Below are 19,139 nucleotides of genomic sequence, written 5' to 3'. Positions count from 1 at the left end.
AGACAAGATCGAACGGCGGACGGAGATAGGAATGAGTAAGGTCGGTACCAGCGACTCCAAGAACACGCTGTATTGTTCGTTCTGCGGCAAGAGCCAGCATGAAGTTCGCAAGTTGATCGCGGGTCCTACCGTTTTCATCTGTGACGAATGCGTTGAGCTCTGCATGGACATCATCCGTGAAGAGAACAAGTCCTCGCTGGTCAAGTCGCGCGACGGCATTCCGACGCCGAAGGAAATCTGCAAGGTGCTCGATGACTACGTCATCGGTCAGTTCCATGCGAAGAAGGTTCTCTCGGTCGCGGTGCATAATCACTACAAGCGCCTCAACCACCAGACCAAGCACAACGACGTTGAGCTCGCGAAGTCGAACATCCTGCTGATCGGTCCGACCGGTTCGGGCAAGACGCTGCTCGCACAGACGCTCGCCCGTATTCTGGACGTGCCGTTCACGATGGCCGATGCGACGACGCTGACCGAAGCCGGTTACGTCGGCGAGGACGTCGAGAACATCATCCTCAAGCTGTTGCAGTCCGCCGACTATAATGTCGAGCGCGCGCAGCGCGGCATCGTCTATATCGACGAAATCGACAAGATCAGCCGCAAGTCCGACAATCCCTCGATCACCCGCGACGTGTCGGGCGAGGGCGTGCAGCAGGCGCTGCTGAAGATCATGGAAGGCACCGTTGCCTCCGTGCCTCCGCAGGGCGGCCGCAAGCATCCGCAGCAGGAATTCCTGCAGGTGGATACGACGAACATCCTGTTCATCTGCGGCGGCGCGTTTTCGGGCCTCGAAAAGATCATCTCGTCGCGCGGCCGGACCACGTCGATCGGCTTCGCCGCTCAGGTTCTCGCGCCGGAAGATCGCCGCACCGGTGAGATCTTCCGCCATGTCGAGCCGGAAGATCTGCTGAAGTACGGTCTGATCCCCGAATTCGTCGGCCGTCTGCCAGTGGTCGCGACTCTCGAGGATCTCGACGAGACCTCGCTGAAGAAGATTCTGGTCGAGCCGAAGAACGCGCTGGTCAAGCAGTACCAGCGCCTGTTCGAGATGGAGAACATCGAGCTGACCTTCGCCGACGAGGCGCTGGGTGCGGTGGCCCGCCGGGCTATCGAGCGCAAGACCGGTGCACGTGGTCTGCGGTCGATCCTGGAGAGCATTCTGCTCGAAACCATGTTCGATCTGCCCGGTCTGGAAGGTGTCGAGGAAGTCGTCATCTCCAAGGAGGTTGTGGATGGGACGGCACGCCCGCTCTACATCTACGCCGACCGTTCGGACCGGACCGCGGAGAGCAGCGCGAGCGCCTGATCCGGCGCGCGTTTGAGACGCTCGACTTAAGTTCAATAGGCGGCTGCCGAGACGATCGGCAGCCGTTTTTTGTTGTCGCTACGCTCTATAATGCCCTTGTTCATGGGTATTCCCGCGACTTGACACCCCCCGGGCCCATAGCCACCTAATGTTCTCGGCGAACACAAATTCTCCCTCAAGATTCGCCATAACGATCCGGACACGTAGAGCCTGAAACGGCCGAGCAAAGACGGAAAATCGGCACCTTGTGCGGTTGCGCCATCGGGCGGACTGCTTGCAAGGGGGCACAGCAAAAGGAATAGGCCATGACTGCCTCCAAACCCCGGCCAACCATTGTTCACGGCGAAAGCCACTCCTATCCGGTATTGCCGCTGCGCGATATCGTCGTCTTCCCGCACATGATCGTGCCTCTCTTCGTCGGCCGCGAGAAATCGATCCGCGCGCTCGAAGAGGTGATGAAGAACGATGCGCTCATCATGCTCGCCACGCAGAAGAATGCGTCGGACGATGATCCATCGCCGGACTCGATTTACGAGATCGGTACGCTCGCCAGCGTGCTGCAGCTTTTGAAGCTTCCCGACGGCACCGTGAAGGTGCTGGTGGAAGGGCTCGAGCGCGCCAAGGTCGAGAAGTATTCCGATCGCACTGAATATTACGAAGCGACTGCAGTCGCGCTGGCCGATACCGATGCGAAGAGCGTCGAGGCGGAAGCGCTGTCGCGTTCGGTCGTCTCGGACTTCGAGAGCTATGTGAAGCTCAACAAGAAGATCTCCGCCGAAGTCGTCGGCGTCGTGCAGGCGATCACTGATTTCGCCAAGCTCGGCGACACCGTCGCGTCGCATCTCGCCGTGAAGATCGCAGATCGCCAGGGCATCCTGGAAACGCTGTCCGTCACCGCACGCCTGGAGAAGGTGCTCGGCCTGATGGAGAGCGAGATCTCGGTGCTGCAGGTCGAGAAGCGTATCCGCTCGCGCGTCAAGCGCCAGATGGAGAAGACGCAGCGCGAGTACTATCTCAACGAGCAGATGAAGGCGATCCAGAAGGAGCTCGGCGACGACGAAGGTCGCGACGAGCTGGCCGACATCGAAGAGAAGATCGCCAAGACCAAGCTGTCGAAGGAAGCCCGCGAGAAGGCGCAGCATGAGCTGAAGAAGCTGCGCCAGATGTCGCCGATGTCCGCGGAAGCGACCGTCGTGCGCAACTATCTCGACTGGCTGCTGTCGATTCCGTGGGGCAAGAAGTCCAAGGTCAAGAAGGACCTCGCCGCGGCGCAGGCCGTGCTGGATGACGATCACTACGGGCTCGAGAAGGTCAAGGACCGCATCGTCGAGTACCTCGCGGTGCAGACGCGCGCCAACAAGCTGTCGGGCCCGATCCTGTGCCTCGTCGGACCTCCCGGCGTCGGCAAGACCTCGCTCGGCAAGTCGATCGCGAAGGCGACCGGCCGTGAGTTCGTGCGCGTGTCGCTGGGCGGCGTGCGCGACGAGGCGGAGATCCGCGGACATCGCCGGACCTATATCGGTTCGATGCCCGGCAAGATCATCCAGTCGATGCGCAAGGCCAAGACGACGAATCCGCTCTTCCTGCTGGACGAGATCGACAAGATGGGCGCCGATTTCCGCGGCGATCCGTCATCGGCATTGCTCGAGGTCCTCGACCCCGAGCAGAACGGCACCTTTGCCGATCACTACCTGGAGGTCGACTACGATCTGTCGAGCGTGATGTTCATCACCACGGCGAACACCCTGAATATCCCGGGGCCGCTGATGGATCGTATGGAGATCATCCGGATCGCCGGCTACACCGAGAACGAGAAGGTCGAGATTGCCCGCAAGCATCTCATTCCGATCGCGCTCTCGAAGCACGGTCTGGATGCCAAGGAATGGTCGATCGACAACGACGCATTGTTGCTGATGATCCGCCGCTACACCCGCGAAGCGGGCGTGCGTAATCTGGAGCGCGAGCTCTCCACACTGGCCCGCAAGGCCGTAAAGGAGCTGATGCTCTCGAAGAAGAAGGTGGTGAAGGTCACCGACAAGAATCTCGAGGAATTCCTCGGCGTGGCGAAGTATCGCTACGGCGAGATCGAGAGCGACGATCAGGTCGGTGTCGTCACCGGTCTGGCATGGACGGATGTCGGTGGTGAGTTGCTCACCATTGAAGGCGTCATGATGCCCGGCAAGGGCCGCATGACCGTCACCGGCAACCTGCGCGACGTGATGAAGGAATCGATCTCGGCGGCGGCGTCCTACGTCCGCTCGCGCGCGATCAACTTCGGGATCGAGCCGCCGCTGTTCGAGCGGCGCGATATCCACGTCCACGTGCCCGAGGGTGCAACGCCGAAGGACGGTCCGTCCGCAGGCGTGGCGATGGCGACGACGATCGTGTCCGTGCTCACGGGCATTCCGATCCGTCACGATGTCGCCATGACCGGCGAGATCACGCTGCGCGGCAGGATCCTGCCGATCGGCGGTCTGAAGGAGAAGTTGTTGGCGGCAGCCCGCGGCGGCATCAAGACGGTGCTGATCCCCGAGGACAATGCCAAGGACCTCACGGAGATCTCTGACGCCATCAAGGGCGGCTTGAACATCATCCCGGTCGCCCGGATGGACGAGGTGATCGCCAACGCCCTGGTGCGGGCGCCGAAGGCGATCGTCTGGGAAGAGGACACCAAGCTGCCGGTGAAGGCCGATGGCGCGGAAGAGGCCGGCAGCGGCCTTACGGCGCACTGAGGCCAACATTCTCGACGACAATCGGCGGCGCCCTTCGGGGCGCCGTTTTTGTTTGTGGGCCATCGCAGGTCGGACTGCTTTCGACCATCGGTGGCCGATGCTAGAATGACCGCAGAGGCCTTCCTGATGAAGACATTGATCCTCACAGCCGTGATCTCGCTCATTGCGGCAGATGCCGTGATGAGTGAACCGCTGGACAAGCGCTTTGGACCGGACCGCGAGCGCGGCTATCGTTCGTCGCGGGAATTCGACGGCCATCGTTCGGAATTCAGGAACAGGGATCGCGCGAATTTTCTCGGGAGCCAGAGGCCGGACAACGATCTGCCCGTCGTGCCACGGCAGGATCTTCAGGCGTCGCCGGCGATCGGCTTGCAACGTTAAGAGCGAAGAGGGAGGCGCTGGATGCAGATCGATGGCCAATGCCACTGCGGCTTCATCAGCTATCGCGCGACGATCGATCCCCAGCGGGTGTCGATTTGCCATTGCACGGATTGCCAGACCATGACCGGCTCGGCCTATCGCGTGACGGTGCTGACGCCGGGGGACGCGATCGAAATGACGGGCGGTGCGCCGAAGATCTATATCAAGCGCGGCGACAATGGCCTCAACCGCCTGCAACACTTCTGCGGGGAATGCGGCTCGCCGATGTTCGCCAGCGGCGAAGCGGCGGACGACAATGAGTGGGGCATTCGCTGGGGCAGTATCCGCCAGCGCGCCGGACTTCCGCCTAGACGTCAGATCTGGTGCCGGTCAGCGGCGCCCTGGATTCACGATCTTGCGGAACTGCCGGCGCGGCCGAGGGGATCGAACGATCCGTAGAGGATGTGGTAGGCGGCGAGAGATTCGAACTCCCGACCCTCTCGGTGTAAACGAGATGCTCTAACCAGCTGAGCTAGCCGCCCTCGGGCAATCACCCTCACGGCCTCTCTTTAACGCCGGGATTCGGTCGCGGCAAGGCGTTCTCGTGCGGATTTCGATCCCGCCCGCAAGTGTTTCGCCTATCGCGCCGCCAGCACCTTGGCGAGTTGAACGCCTTCGTTCAACAGCGCCATGCGCAGCAGATCGTAGGTCGTCTCGGACCCGCACGCGTTCGCCAGCCGCAGGGCTTGCAGCATCGTGGCAATGAGCTCGTCGGCGTCTTTGCCGCCCTGAATGACCTGGAGCTGACTGGGAGACATCGGCATCAGGCGATCCGCCGGGATGTCTGAGGCAACGCAAAGACGCTGTCTTCGATGGCAACGCCCTTTCTGACGCGGGCGAAGCACTTTTCGCTGACATGAAACATCACGGCGATGGTGGCCTCGCCATCGATCATGGTGGGTAATCCCAGTGGCTCGATCTCCAGTCCGAAGCCCTGAAGAATCGGGATGCGCAAGGGGTTGATGACCGAGGTAAAACCGGACAGGCCCTCCATCAGGCCATACTCCTGGATAGCCAGCAGCAGTTCGAAATAGTGACGGCTGCGGCGTTCGGATTTGCGCATGGCAAAGCGTGTCAGCTCCAGCACATCGCGACGCTGGATCAGCGCGCCATCGAGCAGCTGCGGAAATTGCTCGCTGAGCATGTGAGGCAACACGGTTGGATAGAGCCGGAAGCCGCCGGCAACAGCGCCAGCGTCGTTGGCCGCGACCAGATAGATGGCAGCATCATCGTCATACTGGTCCTTCTCGTAGATGCCATCGACATCGAGGGCGGTCCAGCCGCGCTCGCCGACGAAGACCTCGTGCCGTAGCCGAAATTGCTTGTCCAGGAGATCGCCGAACTGCCCGGCATTACCGCTGTGAATGACCTCGATCACGAAAATCTCCCCACGCTGGTCTGCGTGGAGGAGTCTCATGATGAGTTTGGTCGCGGTATTCCGTGGGCAGGGGATTGACAATTCAGAAAGCGATCAGCCCTTGTCTGATTGCTTCGGCCACGGCCTGCGCGCGCGTATGCGCATTCAACTTGTGCATGGCGGCGGTGACGGTCTTGTTCACCGTATCCTCGGAGATACCGAGAATGACGCTCGTGTCCCAGGCGGTCTTTCCGGCAGCGACCCAGCTGACGACCTCGCGCTCCCGCAAGGTGAGCGCGATCGACTTCGCGCGCTGATGAGAGCGAAGCGTCGCAAAGCGGTTGAACGCATACATGGTGACGAGCTCGATGGCGCCGTGCGCGTCCTTGGTATTTTCGACTTCGTAGCCCGCCAGTGACAGGCCGGCCTGATAGCCGTTCATGCCGTGCACGGGCGCGCAGAGGCCGAACTTCAATCCGTAATCGACGGATGCGATTTCCATGACGCTCCGTGATTTCGGGCTGATCTCGTCGAGCCGGATGTCGGACCAGGTGAACAGCTCGGGTTGCCGGCGGATCCGCGGCGCAACGGGATCGCAGGCATAGAAATTCGACGCGCTATATTGTTCGTCCCACGGCCTGGGCCACACTTTCAGCAACACGCGATCTTCGAACGGTTGGTGGATGCCGGTCGAGGCCAGAAAGCAGATATGGTTGTAGCCGAACGATTTGACCGTAGCGGCCACGATATCGCCAACCGCAGACATGGAGGCGGCATCGGCCATGCCCTCGATCGCCGACAATGCGGTCTGAAAATGCTTGCCCTTGAATGACCCCATGGCGCGCCTGCATATCAGCTGAAATGGAGCTATGTATTGGGAAGTTATTCTTGCGAGAATTATGGCGTGATAATTTATAAAATGTACTGGCGGAGGATATCGTCGCCGTCACGGCGCGCAATCCGCCATTCGTTTGACCACAAAACTATACACAGTTCGCCGTCGTCAAACAGCGAGGCGCTTGGTAGTGCGAAGTGGTTCCTGATTACCGTCGCCGAGTGACTTTTACTCAGCCCGGTTTGGACATCGGCACCAGAAATCCCCTGTATCTGACGATACGGCCGATTAACGGCATCGAGATGTCCACGTCGAATTGGAAACGGCCATTGTTATCCACGGTTTCGCGAGCGACCGAGCGCGGACACAGGAATGATGGCAGGGGAATCCCGAGCAGCCGAGCGCCGATCGGACTCAGTGTTAGGCCTACATCTGTCGCTTGCCATTTCAGCCTGATGGCGACTGGTCCGAATACCTCGTCCAGACATTGTGTGGATGGATCGGCGTTGCGCAGATTCGAGCGCATAGTCACATCCGGATAAATGCGGGTCCAGGTCTCGGACCCGTCGTCCTCGCTGCGCATCTCGACGCGTAACGGCATGTTCGAGCCGCTGCGTGGAAACCGAAACAGACGAGAGAAGACGGCCGCGATGAGCGTATCGGGAGCGGTCGCATCGGCCTGGCCTTCGAGCACCAGAATGCCGCTCACGTCGTGCCCATCTCGAATGGCGGCTGGTAAAGTATCATAGGAGGCGCCCAACAGTCGCCTGATCAGTGGCGGTGGCGCTACCGTTTCGCGGTGCTCCGCCATTATGCCGTGATGTTCGAATTCTGCGGCAACGGTGTCATATGGAATGATACCCGCACATGGCGCGGCTCCACGCCACGACAGATGATCATCTGCAAGCATTTTCAGGACCGCAAGCGCCGGTAATGTCGGGATATAGGGGCCGATGCCCGCATTCGCCGATAGCGTCCAGACGCGGCGTACAACGTTGCTCGCGTTGTTAATGAGAAGCGTGTCGATTTGCATGCCGCCGCGGTCGGAGCCGAAGGGCTTGAAAAGATCGGCCATGGCGCGCAGCGGTCGCGCCAGTGGGGTGAGCGTCTTGACGAGGCCGAAGCGGACCAACAGCGCGAGTGCGGCAACACCATCATGCAGCAGACGCAATTCCAGGCCGGCGCGAAAGATCGCGTCCACCGTTGGATGGTAGCGCGTGACAAGCAGATCGAGATCCGGCGTTTCGCACAGTGCAACAGGACGCTTGCCAATGCCCGGAAGCGTCACGGCCTTGTTCAGGCTCCAGCCCGGATGCTCGCTCCAGCGGCCACCACGAAACACACGGACCGGCTGACCGACCGTGGAGAGGATCGCCTGGACCACGCTCAGTCCGCGCGGTGCTCGGTTGCCGGGCGCGATGCTCACGTCGATCGACACGATCGTACGGGCATCGGCGACAAGCCAGTCGAGGACTGCGTGCGATAAAGCTGGCGTCGAACTGGCGCCGGAAAGGACGGCGACACCTGCCGCACGGGCATGCTGATCGAGGCTGCCGATATGGCCCACGAAATCGCGGGCATCGGCGAGGTCGACATAGTGAAGGTGGGCACCGATGGCCGCGCGCGGCAATCGGTCGTCGCTGGTCTGGAACGGACCTGATGCATCGGCGATGGCATAGAGGCCGGGATGGCCGCTGCGGAGGGCAGTCAGGAAGGGCGTGTCGATGCGGCTGCGCTCGCAGGTCTCGATTGATATTTGCGGGCCGAGCTGCCGAGCGAGTTTTTCCAGCCGCGCCGTGTTGCGCGCGACCGCGATCACGGCGATGCCGGACCGGATGAGGCCTGCCGCAAGCCGCTCGCCGAAAGAGCCGGTGGCTCCGATCAGCAATACGCTGCGTTCAAATGGCTGCATTGGCAGCCCGGTCGAAGCCGACAGCGGGATCGCCGGCCAGATGACCGGGTAAGCGGTGCGTGAAGATGCCGGTCTTGAGACCCGCAAGTGTGCGCAGCATCTGCCGGCGCAGATAGGGTAACCTCGCGGCGCGATCAAATGTCAGGTTACGCGCCAAAGCCAGCGCGCCGGAATCCGACTGAAAGAATGGTGTCATCACTCGGCTCGCCAGCTGATAGAAGCGGACATGTGCACGTCGAACTTGGGCGTAACGCGCGAGCGCCGATGGAACATCGGTGCAGGACGCAAGCGCATCGGCCAGCGCCAGTGCGTCGAGCAATCCGTTGTTGGCGCCCTGGCCGAGTTGCGGCGAAGTCGCGTGCGCAGAATCGCCAATCAGGGCCAGCGCGCCCTTGAATGGCTTTCGTGCGGTGTAATGCACGTAAGTCGCTAGCGTGAGGTCATCTGGGCTGGTTAAGCCGGCGACGACCGGCGCAAGCGCAGGCCACAATTTTACGATCTGTTCGCGCCATGGTTCGAAACCATCGCGCCATTGCGGATAGTCTCCGGGCTTCAGGCTCCAGAACAGCGCGGCCAGCGGCGGGCCTCCGGGCAACGCGCGGCCGACCGGCAGATAGCCAATCATGATCCGTGCAGCGACGTAACGCTGCGCCAGTTGGCCGGCGGCGATGCCGATATCGGGGACTGCAGCCCATACCGCGCCGTAGCTGAAATCCTGCGCGGCCGCTTGCGACACCAGCTGACGGAAACGCGACCGCGCTCCGGACGCATCGATGACAAGATCGAAGCCCGGTCCGCTGGGGCCATTTTCGTCTTGCAGCGACGAGCGCCCGTCGGCGCGCGCCTCGATATCGACGATAAGCCTGCCGGTTTCCAGCGTGGCGCCCGATCGTGCGAAGGCGGTCCACAATTCACCGTGCAGCGCGGCACGGTGAATGCCGATGGCGTAGAATTCCGGCGCAAGGTCGGCATAGAGTAGATCGAAAATCGTGCCACCGCGTTCGGTGATGCCGTGCAGGCGCCCGATACGCGCGCCCAGCGCCTCGATCGAACCGCGAAGTCCGAGCCGGTCCAGGGCCGCCAGACCTGTCGGCTGCAACATCAGGCCCGAGCCGAGCGGTCGCGACGTCTCGAAGCGCTCATGAACGACCACGCGATGACCGGCTCGCGTCAGTAGCGTCGCCGCCGCAAGTCCCGCGACGCCCGCACCGATGATCGCCACGTCGAGGGAAGCGCGCATGGCTCAGCGCACGATCGGTGACGATGAACTGGCGGGACAGAGACGCATAATCATCATGCTTTTTCTTCCCAGATCATCGCCAGATGCACGATGGTCTGCACGGCCTTTTCCATGTCCTGGACGCTGACCCATTCGGTACGGCCGTGGAAGGCGTGTTCGCCGGCGAAGATGTTGGGACAGGGCAGGCCCATGAAGGACAGCCGCGATCCGTCGGTGCCGCCGCGGATGCTGCTGCGGACGGGTTTGAGCCCGGCGCGCTGGATTGCTTCCACGGCGTATTCGACCATGTGCGGATAGCGGTCGATCACCTGCTTCATGTTGCGATATTGCGGCTTGATCTCGAGCGTCGCTGTCGAGTGCGGATAGGCGGTCATCACGTCATCGACGATGGATTGCAGCAGCGCTTCCTTCTCTGCGAGGCCGTCATCGGTGAAATCGCGCACGATGAGACTGAGCGTCGCCTTTTCAAGCGCGCCCGATATGCCGATCGGATGCAGGAAGCCTTGCTTGCCGTCGGTGGTCTCCGGCGAACAGGTGTCCTTCGGCAGCCGCTCGACGATCGCAGCCGCAATCTTGATGGCGTGCTCCATCTTGCCCTTGGCAAAGCCGGGATGCGCGCTGACGCCTTCGATGGTGATCACTGCACCGTCGGCCGAGAAGGTTTCGTCCTCGATATGGCCGGCGGTCTCGCCATCCACGGTGTAGGCAAAGTCGGCGCCGAGTTTTGCTAGGTCGACCTTGTCGACGCCGCGGCCGATCTCTTCGTCGGGCGTGAACAGGATCTTGATGGTGCCGTGCTTGATGTCAGGATTGGCGATCAGGAAGCGCGCTGCGTCCATGATTTCGGCGAGGCCGGCCTTGTTGTCCGCACCCAGCAAAGTGGTGCCGTCGGTGGTGATGATGTCATGGCCGATCTGGTCCTTCAGCGCCGGATTGTCGGCGACGCGGATGACCTGTGTCCTGTCTGCCGGCAGCACGATATCGCCGCCCCGATAGTTCCTGACGATCTGCGGCTTGACGTCCTTGCCGCTGCAGTCGGGCGAGGTGTCCATATGCGAGCAGAAGCATATCACCGGCACTTTCTTGTCCGATGTCGCCGGGATCGTCGCATAGACGTAGCCGTGCTCGTCGAGATGCGCGTCCCTGAGCCCCAGATCACGCAGTTCGGACGCGAGCAGCCGGCCGAGATCCTTCTGCTTGTCGGTCGACGGGCAGGTGGGGGAGGCCGGGTCGGACTGGGTGTCGATCACTACGTAGCGCAGGAAACGCGCAGTCACGTCATGGGCGAAATCGAAGAGGGGAGTTTCTGTCAAAGGGCACCATCTGATTGCAGAAGTCCTGACAGCTTAGAAGTTTCATTCCGGGCCGTCACGAGGACGCGGCCCGGAATGAGGTCAGTTCAGGCCATCGATCAGACGGCTTCCTTGAGTTCCTTGGCCGGGCGGAACGCGACCTTTTTGCTGGCCTTGATCTCGATCTGCTCACCGGTCGCAGGATTGCGGCCCGTGCGGGCGGCACGCGTGCGAACCTGAAGGATGCCGAGGCCGACGATTCGGATACGCTCGCCATTCTTGAGGTGGTTGGTGATGCGCTCCACCATGTCGCCGAGGATTTCTTCGGCCTTCTTCTTCGACAGCTCGTGATCTTCAGCCAGGGCCGCGGCGAGATGCTTCAGCGTGACGGTGGGAGGAGTGGCCGCTTTCGCGACGGCGGTGGTTGCAGCTTTTGCCATGAATCTGGCCCTTCTCGTTGGTGTCGGTCTTAAACCTGTGACGCAGCAGGGCTTAAACGATTCGAAGCGATGCCGCCCCGCTGTTTTGCCTGCAAACAGGGGCTTATTTGTATTTCCGGCCTTAAAATGGCCTTCTCGCACGGCCTGCAGCGACGTCGTTCTGTGATGTTCTCGGGAATGGTTCTGCAACGTCCTTGACTTCAAAAGGACGTCCCTTTATGTCCAGCCCCACTGCGGGATTGCAGACGATCCACGCGGGAGTAGCTCAGTTGGTTAGAGCGCTGCCCTGTCACGGCAGAGGTCGCGGGTTCGAGTCCCGTCTCTCGCGCCATTCCATCGGGAATGGCGGATTTAGGTCCATCCGCGGTCACCCCACAGGTTTCCCCAACAGAACTGCCGGCGTCTCGCGCAGCATTTGACGTGCCGGCGCTCAGAACGAATCTGCCAACGCGATTTCCTGCTTCAGCGCCTCGATCCGCCGCGCGGCTTCCGCGCGCGTCAGGTCCTTTTCGAACTGTCTGGGCTGATAGGCCTCGATCGCCAGCGATTTCAGCGTCAGCGCCTGGCCGCGGGTCATCGGGCCGGAGAGGCGATCCGGCAGGCTCTCATACGACGATACCGATGCCGCCATCGCGGGAACGGCGACCTCGCTTTGGGTGTTCAAGGCCGGAGTCTTCAAAGCCAGGGTCTTTAAAGCAAGGGTCATGGGAACCTCCAAAAATCCGATCTGGGTCGAAACAGTGGCTTGTCAATTTGTTCTCTTTTTGTTCTATATCGCAAATGACCAAGCTCGCCAACCTGAATTTCAGAATCGCCCGGCTGCGCCACCAGATGAAGGCGGCGCAATCGGATATCCGGCTGCTGACCAATGCCGGACTGGACTGCGCCAATGCCTCCGGGCGCCTGCGGCGGATGCAGGCCGATCCGCTGGCGCTCATTGCGGAGCGTGAGGCGCTGGCATGTCCGGTGTGAACGAGCCGCCGCGGCTCAGGATCATCACATTGCGGGCTCAGATCGCGGAGCTCGGCGCGGCGATCCGCCTGTTGCGACAGGCGGGCATGGACAACGCCGCCGCGGAGTTGCTGCTGGTGCGGAAACGCGCCGAACTGGAGGGCTTGATGCTGCCGGGCAGGAGCGCCAGGTCCGACCCGCCGACAGGCAAGGTTTGACGGTCCCGGTTGTTGAGAAGTCATGCCGGATTTTTGAGAATCTGCGGCAGGTTTGTTGCAGCCGGCGATGCATCGGCAAGGTTGCGTTTCAATCGTCGCGCGGCGCATGGCAGGGCATGAAACTGTCAACATCCCTTGTCTTGCATGGCTTGTTGCGCTGCGCTAAGCCTCAGAACCATTCCAATGTTCGAATCTGTGGCAAAGTCAGGGCCGCAGGGGTAAGGCTCGCCGATGAACGGCATCTTGCATAATTATCTCCCACTTGTGGTCTTCATCGGCATCGCATCCGTTATCGGTCTGGCCTTGCTGATCGCGCCATTTCTCGTCGCCTACCAGCAGCCGGATCCGGAAAAGCTGTCCGCCTATGAATGCGGATTCAACGCTTTTGACGACGCGCGCATGAAGTTCGATGTGCGGTTCTATCTGGTGGCGATTCTCTTCATCATCTTCGATCTGGAAGTCGCCTTTCTGTTTCCGTGGGCAGTGGCCTTCGGCAAGCTTGGCGCAACCGGCTTCTGGTCGATGATCGTGTTTCTCGGCGTGCTCACCATCGGTTTCGCCTACGAATGGAAGAAAGGCGCGCTCGAATGGGATTGAGCCCAGTCATAGCCTCGGCTCCCGCCATCGCGCAGGCGCCGAAAGGCATCATCGATCCGTCCACCGGCAAGCCGGTCGGCGCGAACGATCCGTATTTTCTCGAGGTCAATGCCGAGCTGTCCGACAAGGGCTTCTTCGTCGCCGCGACCGACGACCTGATCACCTGGGCGCGCACCGGCTCGCTGATGTGGATGACCTTCGGTCTCGCCTGCTGCGCGGTCGAAATGATGCAGGTCTCGATGCCGCGTTACGACGTCGAGCGCTTCGGCTTCGCGCCACGTGCGTCGCCGCGCCAGTCCGACGTGATGATCGTCGCCGGCACGCTGACCAACAAGATGGCCCCGGCGCTGCGCAAGGTCTATGACCAGATGCCCGAGCCGCGCTACGTCATCTCGATGGGCTCCTGCGCCAATGGCGGCGGCTACTACCACTATTCCTATTCGGTGGTTCGCGGCTGCGACCGTATCGTTCCGATCGATATCTATGTGCCGGGCTGTCCGCCCACCGCAGAAGCGCTGCTCTACGGCGTGCTGCTGCTGCAGAAGAAGATCCGCCGCACCGGCACGATCGAACGTTAAGACCAAAACGCTAAGACTCGCGAACGCTTAAGGCTTTGTCATGGACGATGTGAGGCTCGACACACTGGGTCAGACGATTGTCGGCGCCCTTCCTGGTGCCGCGCTCGCGCATGAGGTGGCGTTCGGCCAGCTGACGATCGCGGTGGAGACATCGAAGATCGTCGAAGTCGCGCAATTCCTGCGCGACGATCCGCGCTGCCGCTTCGTCAGTTTCACCGATGCGACGGCAGTCGATTATCCGGGTCGCGAGAAGCGCTTCGACGTCGTCTATCACCTGATGTCGCCGGTGCTGAACACCCGCATTCGCCTGAAGGCTCTGGCATCCGAAACGACGCAGGTGCCGTCGATCATTTCGGTGTTTCCCGGCGCTGACTGGTTCGAGCGTGAAGCCTATGACCTCTATGGCGTGATCTTCGTCGGCCATCCCGACATGCGCCGGCTGCTGACCGACTACGGTTTCGACGGTCATCCGCTGCGCAAGGACTTCCCGCTGACCGGTTTCGTCGAGGTTCGCTACGACGACCAGGAGAAGCGGGTGGTTTACGAGCCGGTCCGGCTCAACCAGGAATTCCGTAAATTCGATTTCCTCTCGCCTTGGGAAGGCGCGGATTACCCCGTGTTGCCCGGTGACGAGAAGGCGAATTAGCGAATGGCGAGTAGCGAGTGGCGAATAGGGATGAACGTTGAGCGAGTCGACGATCAGTTCGTATCGGGATTTGCGGGTATGGCAGGATGCCATGGCCGTAGCCGAGGCGTGCTATCGTCTGACGCAGGCGTTTCCGCGCGACGAGCTGTTCGGACTGACATCGCAGATCAGGCGAGCGGCAGGATCGGTTCCCGCGAATATCGCCGAGGGACACGGCCGCGACAATACCGGCAGCTTCGTTCAGTATCTCCGCATCTCGCAGGGATCTTTGAAAGAACTCGAGACACATCTGATTTTGGCGGAGCGCGTCGGGATTCTTCCGTTGGCCACTTCGCAAACAACCCTCGCCCAGTGCGACAGCTTGGGCAAAATGCTGCGGGCCTTGATACGGTCTTTGCAGGACAAGGCTGCCAGATAATGCCATTCGCCATTCGCCATTCGCTATTCGCCTTGGCGCGGAGCGCCCGATGACCGACCAACCCAACGTTCGCAATTTCACGATCAACTTCGGACCGCAGCATCCGGCGGCGCACGGCGTGCTTCGTCTTGTGCTGGAGCTCGACGGTGAAGTCGTCGAGCGCGTCGATCCGCATATCGGCCTGCTTCACCGCGGCACCGAGAAGCTGATCGAGCAGAAGACCTATCTGCAGGCGATCCCGTATTTCGACCGGCTCGATTACGTCGCGCCGATGAATCAGGAGCACGCGTTCTGTCTGGCCGCCGAAAAGCTGCTCGGCATCACCGTGCCGCGCCGCGGCCAGTTGATCCGCGTGCTGTATTCGGAAATCGGCCGTATCCTGTCGCATCTTCTCAACATCACCACGCAGGCGATGGACGTCGGCGCGCTCACCCCGCCACTGTGGGGTTTCGAAGAGCGCGAGAAGCTGATGGTGTTCTACGAGCGTGCCTCGGGCTCGCGCATGCATGCCGCGTTCTTCCGCATCGGCGGGGTGCATCAGGACCTGCCGCCGAAGCTGATCAACGACATCGACGCCTGGTGCGATGCCTTCCCGCAGGTGCTCGACGATCTTGAGACGCTGCTGACCGGCAACCGCATCTTCAAGCAGCGCAACGTCGATATCGGCGTGGTCTCGCTGGAAGACGCCTGGAAGTGGGGCTTCTCCGGCGTGATGGTGCGTGGCTCCGGCGCTGCCTGGGATCTGCGCAAGGCGCAGCCTTATGAATGCTACGCCGAAATGGACTTTGACGTTCCGGTCGGCAAGAACGGCGACTGCTACGATCGTTACTGCATCCGTGTCGAGGAGATGCGGCAGTCGACCAAGATCATGAAGCAGTGCATCGCCAAGATGCGCGCGGCGGACGGGCAGGGTGCTGTCGCTGTCGAAGACAACAAGATTTTCCCGCCGCGTCGCGGCGAGATGAAGCGCTCGATGGAATCGCTGATCCATCACTTCAAGCTCTACACCGAAGGTTTTCGCGTTCCGGAAGGCGAAGTCTACGCGGCCGTCGAGGCGCCGAAGGGTGAGTTCGGCGTCTATCTCGTCTCCGATGGCAGCAACAAGCCCTACAAGTGCAAGATCCGCGCGCCGGGCTTTGCGCATCTGCAAGCCATGGACTTCATGTGCCGCGGCCATCTGCTCGCCGACGTCTCGGCCATTCTCGGTTCGCTCGACATCGTGTTCGGAGAGGTCGATCGGTGACCCTGACGCCTCCCATCCAGTTTGACCGGGCGTCCGGCGTTCTCCAGAGCGTGAATCTCTGGGAACGTGCGATGGCCTGTGCGCTGGTAGTTGGCTCGAAGATCTCGTCGTCCTTCTCGCATCGCGGCTACAACATGTGCGCCAATCTGATGCGCAAGACGGTGCTGCCGGTGCGCGATCTCGTGGTGAAGCTGAATGCGGATGCGCTGTTCGCGTTCCCGTTCGGCGACGGTTACTGGAGCAAGCTGCTCAACCGCACCTTCTCCTATGAAGATGAACTCGAATTGCTGTTTCGGGATTCGGTGAGCGTCGATTACACGCTGCTCGATTGCGGCGCGAATTACGGCTATTGGTCGGTGCTGGTGTCGAGCGCGCCGTTCGGCTCGCACAAGGCGATCGCCATCGAGCCGTCGTTCGACAATTTTGCCAAGCTGGCCAACAACGCCAGGATCAACGGTGACCGGTTCGAAGTCATCAAATGCGCGATCGGCTCGCAGCGCGGCACGGCACGTCTGTCGGGCACCAAGCACGAAGCTTTCAGCATTGCCGGCGATCCCAATGCGGGCGGCGAGGAAGTGCCGGTGATCTCGCTCGACAACCTGCTCGACGATGGCAGGGTGTCGATGTCTGGCAAATATCTGATCAAGCTCGACGTCGAAGGCGTCGAGATCGAGGCCATCAAGGGCGGCGCGCGATTGCTGCAGGGCGACTCGGTCATCATGTGCGAAGAGCATGGCAACGACCCCGCCCACACAGTCTCGCGCTTTATCCTGGATCAAACGCCGCTCAAGTTGATCGTGCATGATCCCGCCACCAACCGTTTCGAAACCGTGACCGAACTGTCGATCCTGGATCGCATCAAGGTGTCCACACACGTTGGCTACAATGTGTTCGGCACATCGAGTGCATTCTGGCTCGATCGTTTCAACAGCCTGAATGCGAGCGCGGCGCGCCGCACTCATTGAGAGACTAGACATGTCCGTCCGCCGTTTGGCTCCGAAAGAAGTTCAGCCCGCTTCGTTTGAATTCACGCCCGAGAATCTGGCGTGGGCGAAAGAGCAGATCACGCATTATCCGCCCGGCCGTCAGGCCTCGGCGGTGATCGCGATCCTGTGGCGTGCGCAGGAACAGAATGCCGGCTGGGTCTCGGAGGCGGCCATCCGCTTCGTCGCCGACATGCTGGAAATGCCCTATATCCGCGTGCTTGAGGTGGCGACCTTCTACACCCAGTTCCAGCTGCAGCCGGTCGGCAAGAAGGCGCATATTCAGGTCTGCGGCACCACGCCGTGCATGCTGCGCGGCGCCGGTGACCTGATCGAGGTCTGCCAGCACCGCATCCATCACGACCCGTTCCATCTCTCCGCAGATGGCGACTTCTCGTGGGAAGAGGTCGAGTGCCTCGGCGCCTGCGTCAACGCCCCGATGGCGATGATCTGGAGCGACACCTACGAGGACCTCACCAAAGAGAGCATGAACAAGCTGATCGACGGCTTCGCTGCCGGCACGCCGCCGAAGCCGGGTTCGCAGATCGGCCGTCAGTTCGCAGCGCCCGAAGGTGGCGCGCGCGTGATGACGAGCGGTGGCGCCGCCACTTACACCAAGGTTCTGGATATGCCGAAGGAACCAGTGCTTGCGGATGCCGAGCCGAAGAAGCAGACCGAGTCGGCCAATGTGCAGGAGCGCCCGGCGCCGAAGCCGCCGGCTGCCGACGCGACCAAGACCAATCCGCCGACAGGCGGCGCTCCGAAGGATGCCAAGGAGCCGAAGAAATGACGCGCGCGCTGTCGATGAAATTTGCAACGCTGTCGGGGGACGCGGCAATGAACAAGTGGCTCTACATCGCATTGCATACGATGGTGGCGGCTGCGTTCATTGTCGCGCTGCAGCGCTTCTTTTTGAATGCCACGCTTGAATCAAGTCTGTTGTGGGCGGTCGTGTTCGGCGGTTGCGCCGCGATGCTCGCCTACAAGCAAACCAATCGCTGATCGAGGAAGCCATGCTCGACGACAACGACCGCATCTTCCGCAATCTCTACGGCCTTGACGACTGGGGTCTGGCTGGCGCGCGCCGTCGCGGCGGCTGGGATGGCACCAAGGCCATCATCGACAAGGGCCGCGACTGGATCGTCACCGAAATGAAGGCGTCCGGCCTTCGTGGCCGTGGCGGTGCAGGCTTCCCGACCGGCATGAAGTGGTCCTTCATGCCGAAGGACAATGCCGACGGTCGTCCGAGCTATCTCGTCGTCAATGCCGACGAGTCCGAGCCCGGCACGTGCAAGGACCGCGAGATCATGCGGCACGATCCGCATACGCTGGTCGAAGGCTGCCTGATCGCCGGCTGCGCCATGGGCGCTCATGTCGGTTACATCTATGTCCGCGGCGAATTCATCCGCGAGCGCGAGCATCTGCAGGCGGCGATCGATCAGGCCTATGAGGCCAATCTGATCGGCAAGAACAACATCCACGGTTTCCCGTTCGACCTCTATGTCGCCCACGGTGCCGGCGCCTATATCTGCGGCGAAGAGACTGCGCTGCTCGAAAGCCTTGAAGGCAAGAAGGGCCAACCGCGCCTGAAGCCGCCATTCCCGGCCAATGTCGGTCTCTATGGTTGCCCGACCACCGTGAACAATGTGGAGTCGATCGCAGTCGCGCCGGACATCCTGCGTCGCGGCGCGGCGTGGTTCGCCTCGATCGGCCGTCCGAACAATGTCGGCACCAAGCTTTACGGCATCTCCGGCCACGTCAACACGCCCTGCGTCGTCGAGGACGCCATGAGCATTCCGTTCCGTGAACTGATCGAGAAGCACGGCGGCGGCATTCGCGGCGGCTGGGACAATCTGCTGGCAATCATTCCGGGGGGCGCATCGTGCCCCTTGATCCCGGCTGCGGATTGCCAGGACCTCATCATGGATTTCGACGGCACCCGCGCGGTGAAGTCGTCATTCGGCACCGCCG

The 19,139-nt window shown here is 61.5% G+C and carries 23 protein-coding genes and 2 tRNA genes; 16 read left to right on the top strand and 9 right to left on the bottom strand.

The genetic code is table 11. The features are described 5' to 3' along the window. The first annotated feature begins 31 nt into the window (after positions 1-31). The 4 genes from clpX to ACEK02_RS21785 all read left to right on the top strand — a co-directional run bounded on the left by clpX (position 32) and on the right by ACEK02_RS21785 (position 4,857). The gene (gene clpX, locus ACEK02_RS21800) at positions 32-1,306 is read left to right on the top strand and encodes an ATP-dependent Clp protease ATP-binding subunit ClpX (RefSeq protein WP_371423640.1); all 1,275 of its coding nucleotides are present in this window, start codon (positions 32-34) and stop codon (positions 1,304-1,306) included. A gap of 305 nt (positions 1,307-1,611) precedes the next feature. Next, the gene (lon, locus tag ACEK02_RS21795; protein WP_371423639.1) at positions 1,612-4,038 is read left to right on the top strand and encodes an endopeptidase La; all 2,427 of its coding nucleotides are present in this window, start codon (positions 1,612-1,614) and stop codon (positions 4,036-4,038) included. A 105-nt stretch (positions 4,039-4,143) separates the two neighbouring features. Beyond that, positions 4,144-4,419 (top strand): hypothetical protein, encoded by a 276-nt coding sequence (locus ACEK02_RS21790; RefSeq protein WP_371423638.1) that lies wholly within the window; start codon positions 4,144-4,146, stop codon positions 4,417-4,419. Between the two features lie 21 nt (positions 4,420-4,440). Beyond that, entirely contained in the window at positions 4,441-4,857 is a 417-nt protein-coding gene (locus tag ACEK02_RS21785; protein ID WP_371423637.1) for a GFA family protein, read from the top strand. A 6-nt stretch (positions 4,858-4,863) separates the two neighbouring features. Here ACEK02_RS21785 and ACEK02_RS21780 read toward each other — a convergent pair. From ACEK02_RS21780 to ACEK02_RS21745, 8 genes are all read right to left on the bottom strand, one after another. Then, a tRNA-Val gene (locus ACEK02_RS21780) sits at positions 4,864-4,940 on the bottom strand. A 96-nt stretch (positions 4,941-5,036) separates the two neighbouring features. Beyond that, on the bottom strand, positions 5,037-5,222 hold the full coding sequence (locus ACEK02_RS21775; RefSeq protein ID WP_371423636.1) for a hypothetical protein: 186 nt from the start codon (positions 5,220-5,222) through the stop codon (positions 5,037-5,039). Beyond that, positions 5,222-5,836 (bottom strand): acyl-homoserine-lactone synthase, encoded by a 615-nt coding sequence (locus ACEK02_RS21770; RefSeq protein WP_371423635.1) that lies wholly within the window; start codon positions 5,834-5,836, stop codon positions 5,222-5,224. Before ACEK02_RS21770 ends, ACEK02_RS21775 begins: the two co-directional genes overlap by 1 nt. Before the next feature lie 82 nt (positions 5,837-5,918). Next, positions 5,919-6,653 (bottom strand): helix-turn-helix transcriptional regulator, encoded by a 735-nt coding sequence (locus ACEK02_RS21765; protein WP_371423634.1) that lies wholly within the window; start codon positions 6,651-6,653, stop codon positions 5,919-5,921. Between the two features lie 229 nt (positions 6,654-6,882). Then, positions 6,883-8,562 carry a DUF4166 domain-containing protein gene (locus ACEK02_RS21760; RefSeq protein WP_371423633.1) on the bottom strand — a complete coding sequence of 560 codons (1,680 nt, stop codon included), beginning with the start codon at positions 8,560-8,562 and terminating at the stop codon, positions 6,883-6,885. Beyond that, entirely contained in the window at positions 8,549-9,802 is a 1,254-nt protein-coding gene (locus ACEK02_RS21755) for an FAD-dependent oxidoreductase (RefSeq protein WP_371423632.1), read from the bottom strand. Before ACEK02_RS21755 ends, ACEK02_RS21760 begins: the two co-directional genes overlap by 14 nt. 53 nt (positions 9,803-9,855) lie before the next feature. Next, the gene (pepT, locus tag ACEK02_RS21750; protein ID WP_371423631.1) at positions 9,856-11,115 is read right to left on the bottom strand and encodes a peptidase T; all 1,260 of its coding nucleotides are present in this window, start codon (positions 11,113-11,115) and stop codon (positions 9,856-9,858) included. Between the two features lie 98 nt (positions 11,116-11,213). After that, complete coding sequence (locus tag ACEK02_RS21745; RefSeq protein ID WP_371423630.1) at positions 11,214-11,534, bottom strand: HU family DNA-binding protein; 321 nt, start codon at positions 11,532-11,534, stop codon at positions 11,214-11,216. 254 nt (positions 11,535-11,788) lie between these two features. Here ACEK02_RS21745 and ACEK02_RS21740 point away from each other — a divergent pair. Beyond that, positions 11,789-11,865 (top strand) — tRNA-Asp (locus tag ACEK02_RS21740). A gap of 99 nt (positions 11,866-11,964) precedes the next feature. Here ACEK02_RS21740 and ACEK02_RS21735 read toward each other — a convergent pair. After that, positions 11,965-12,240 carry a DUF3072 domain-containing protein gene (locus ACEK02_RS21735; protein WP_371423629.1) on the bottom strand — a complete coding sequence of 92 codons (276 nt, stop codon included), beginning with the start codon at positions 12,238-12,240 and terminating at the stop codon, positions 11,965-11,967. Between the two features lie 74 nt (positions 12,241-12,314). Here ACEK02_RS21735 and ACEK02_RS21730 point away from each other — a divergent pair, with 74 nt between their 5' ends. The 11 genes from ACEK02_RS21730 to nuoF form a co-directional block, all read left to right on the top strand. Continuing rightward, positions 12,315-12,506: a hypothetical protein gene (locus ACEK02_RS21730; RefSeq protein WP_371423628.1), complete on the top strand. Its 192-nt coding sequence runs from the start codon at positions 12,315-12,317 to the stop codon at positions 12,504-12,506. Further along, complete coding sequence (locus ACEK02_RS21725) at positions 12,494-12,703, top strand: hypothetical protein (protein ID WP_371423627.1); 210 nt, start codon at positions 12,494-12,496, stop codon at positions 12,701-12,703. Before ACEK02_RS21730 ends, ACEK02_RS21725 begins: the two co-directional genes overlap by 13 nt. A 231-nt stretch (positions 12,704-12,934) precedes the next feature. Continuing rightward, on the top strand, positions 12,935-13,300 hold the full coding sequence (locus ACEK02_RS21720; RefSeq protein WP_068730894.1) for an NADH-quinone oxidoreductase subunit A: 366 nt from the start codon (positions 12,935-12,937) through the stop codon (positions 13,298-13,300). Continuing rightward, positions 13,291-13,878 carry an NADH-quinone oxidoreductase subunit B family protein gene (locus tag ACEK02_RS21715; RefSeq protein WP_089264564.1) on the top strand — a complete coding sequence of 196 codons (588 nt, stop codon included), beginning with the start codon at positions 13,291-13,293 and terminating at the stop codon, positions 13,876-13,878. Before ACEK02_RS21720 ends, ACEK02_RS21715 begins: the two co-directional genes overlap by 10 nt. A gap of 40 nt (positions 13,879-13,918) precedes the next feature. Continuing rightward, the gene (locus ACEK02_RS21710; RefSeq protein WP_371423626.1) at positions 13,919-14,524 is read left to right on the top strand and encodes an NADH-quinone oxidoreductase subunit C; all 606 of its coding nucleotides are present in this window, start codon (positions 13,919-13,921) and stop codon (positions 14,522-14,524) included. Between the two features lie 37 nt (positions 14,525-14,561). Continuing rightward, a complete protein-coding gene (locus ACEK02_RS21705) occupies positions 14,562-14,942 on the top strand; it encodes a four helix bundle protein (protein ID WP_371423625.1) in 381 nt (126 codons plus the stop codon). A 49-nt stretch (positions 14,943-14,991) separates the two neighbouring features. Then, positions 14,992-16,185, top strand: a complete 1,194-nt coding sequence (locus tag ACEK02_RS21700) for an NADH-quinone oxidoreductase subunit D (RefSeq protein ID WP_371423624.1) — start codon at positions 14,992-14,994, stop codon at positions 16,183-16,185. Further along, the gene (locus ACEK02_RS21695; protein WP_371423623.1) at positions 16,182-17,150 is read left to right on the top strand and encodes an FkbM family methyltransferase; all 969 of its coding nucleotides are present in this window, start codon (positions 16,182-16,184) and stop codon (positions 17,148-17,150) included. Before ACEK02_RS21700 ends, ACEK02_RS21695 begins: the two co-directional genes overlap by 4 nt. A 10-nt stretch (positions 17,151-17,160) precedes the next feature. Beyond that, the gene (gene nuoE / locus ACEK02_RS21690; protein ID WP_371423622.1) at positions 17,161-17,958 is read left to right on the top strand and encodes an NADH-quinone oxidoreductase subunit NuoE; all 798 of its coding nucleotides are present in this window, start codon (positions 17,161-17,163) and stop codon (positions 17,956-17,958) included. Then, positions 17,955-18,170 (top strand): hypothetical protein, encoded by a 216-nt coding sequence (locus tag ACEK02_RS21685; protein ID WP_371423621.1) that lies wholly within the window; start codon positions 17,955-17,957, stop codon positions 18,168-18,170. Before nuoE ends, ACEK02_RS21685 begins: the two co-directional genes overlap by 4 nt. An 11-nt stretch (positions 18,171-18,181) precedes the next feature. Further along, positions 18,182-19,139: NADH-quinone oxidoreductase subunit NuoF (gene nuoF / locus ACEK02_RS21680; protein ID WP_371423620.1), on the top strand; the 958-nt coding region annotated here is incomplete at its 3' end.

It is taken from the genome of Tardiphaga sp. (assembly GCF_041424195.1).
Lineage (GTDB): Bacteria > Pseudomonadota > Alphaproteobacteria > Rhizobiales > Xanthobacteraceae > Tardiphaga.
This window is presented reverse-complemented; position numbering and strand designations above follow the sequence as displayed.

Bases quoted from the DNA above. Each gene is read 5' to 3' on its own strand.
- clpX (WP_371423640.1), top strand. From the start codon at position 32: ATGAGTAAGGTCGGTACCAGCGACTCCAAGAACACGCTGTATTGTTCG.
- ACEK02_RS21685 (WP_371423621.1), top strand. From the start codon at position 17,955: ATGACGCGCGCGCTGTCGATGAAATTTGCAACGCTGTCGGGGGACGCG.
- ACEK02_RS21765 (WP_371423634.1), bottom strand. From the start codon at position 6,653: ATGGGGTCATTCAAGGGCAAGCATTTTCAGACCGCATTGTCGGCGATC.
- ACEK02_RS21735 (WP_371423629.1), bottom strand. From the start codon at position 12,240: ATGACCCTTGCTTTAAAGACCCTGGCTTTGAAGACTCCGGCCTTGAAC.
- ACEK02_RS21775 (WP_371423636.1), bottom strand. From the start codon at position 5,222: ATGCCGATGTCTCCCAGTCAGCTCCAGGTCATTCAGGGCGGCAAAGAC.
- lon (WP_371423639.1), top strand. From the start codon at position 1,612: ATGACTGCCTCCAAACCCCGGCCAACCATTGTTCACGGCGAAAGCCAC.
- nuoE (WP_371423622.1), top strand. From the start codon at position 17,161: ATGTCCGTCCGCCGTTTGGCTCCGAAAGAAGTTCAGCCCGCTTCGTTT.
- ACEK02_RS21755 (WP_371423632.1), bottom strand. From the start codon at position 9,802: ATGCGCGCTTCCCTCGACGTGGCGATCATCGGTGCGGGCGTCGCGGGA.
- ACEK02_RS21715 (WP_089264564.1), top strand. From the start codon at position 13,291: ATGGGATTGAGCCCAGTCATAGCCTCGGCTCCCGCCATCGCGCAGGCG.
- ACEK02_RS21745 (WP_371423630.1), bottom strand. From the start codon at position 11,534: ATGGCAAAAGCTGCAACCACCGCCGTCGCGAAAGCGGCCACTCCTCCC.
- ACEK02_RS21785 (WP_371423637.1), top strand. From the start codon at position 4,441: ATGCAGATCGATGGCCAATGCCACTGCGGCTTCATCAGCTATCGCGCG.
- ACEK02_RS21720 (WP_068730894.1), top strand. From the start codon at position 12,935: ATGAACGGCATCTTGCATAATTATCTCCCACTTGTGGTCTTCATCGGC.
- ACEK02_RS21700 (WP_371423624.1), top strand. From the start codon at position 14,992: ATGACCGACCAACCCAACGTTCGCAATTTCACGATCAACTTCGGACCG.
- ACEK02_RS21760 (WP_371423633.1), bottom strand. From the start codon at position 8,562: ATGCAGCCATTTGAACGCAGCGTATTGCTGATCGGAGCCACCGGCTCT.
- ACEK02_RS21730 (WP_371423628.1), top strand. From the start codon at position 12,315: ATGACCAAGCTCGCCAACCTGAATTTCAGAATCGCCCGGCTGCGCCAC.
- ACEK02_RS21725 (WP_371423627.1), top strand. From the start codon at position 12,494: ATGTCCGGTGTGAACGAGCCGCCGCGGCTCAGGATCATCACATTGCGG.
- ACEK02_RS21790 (WP_371423638.1), top strand. From the start codon at position 4,144: ATGACCGCAGAGGCCTTCCTGATGAAGACATTGATCCTCACAGCCGTG.
- ACEK02_RS21710 (WP_371423626.1), top strand. From the start codon at position 13,919: ATGGACGATGTGAGGCTCGACACACTGGGTCAGACGATTGTCGGCGCC.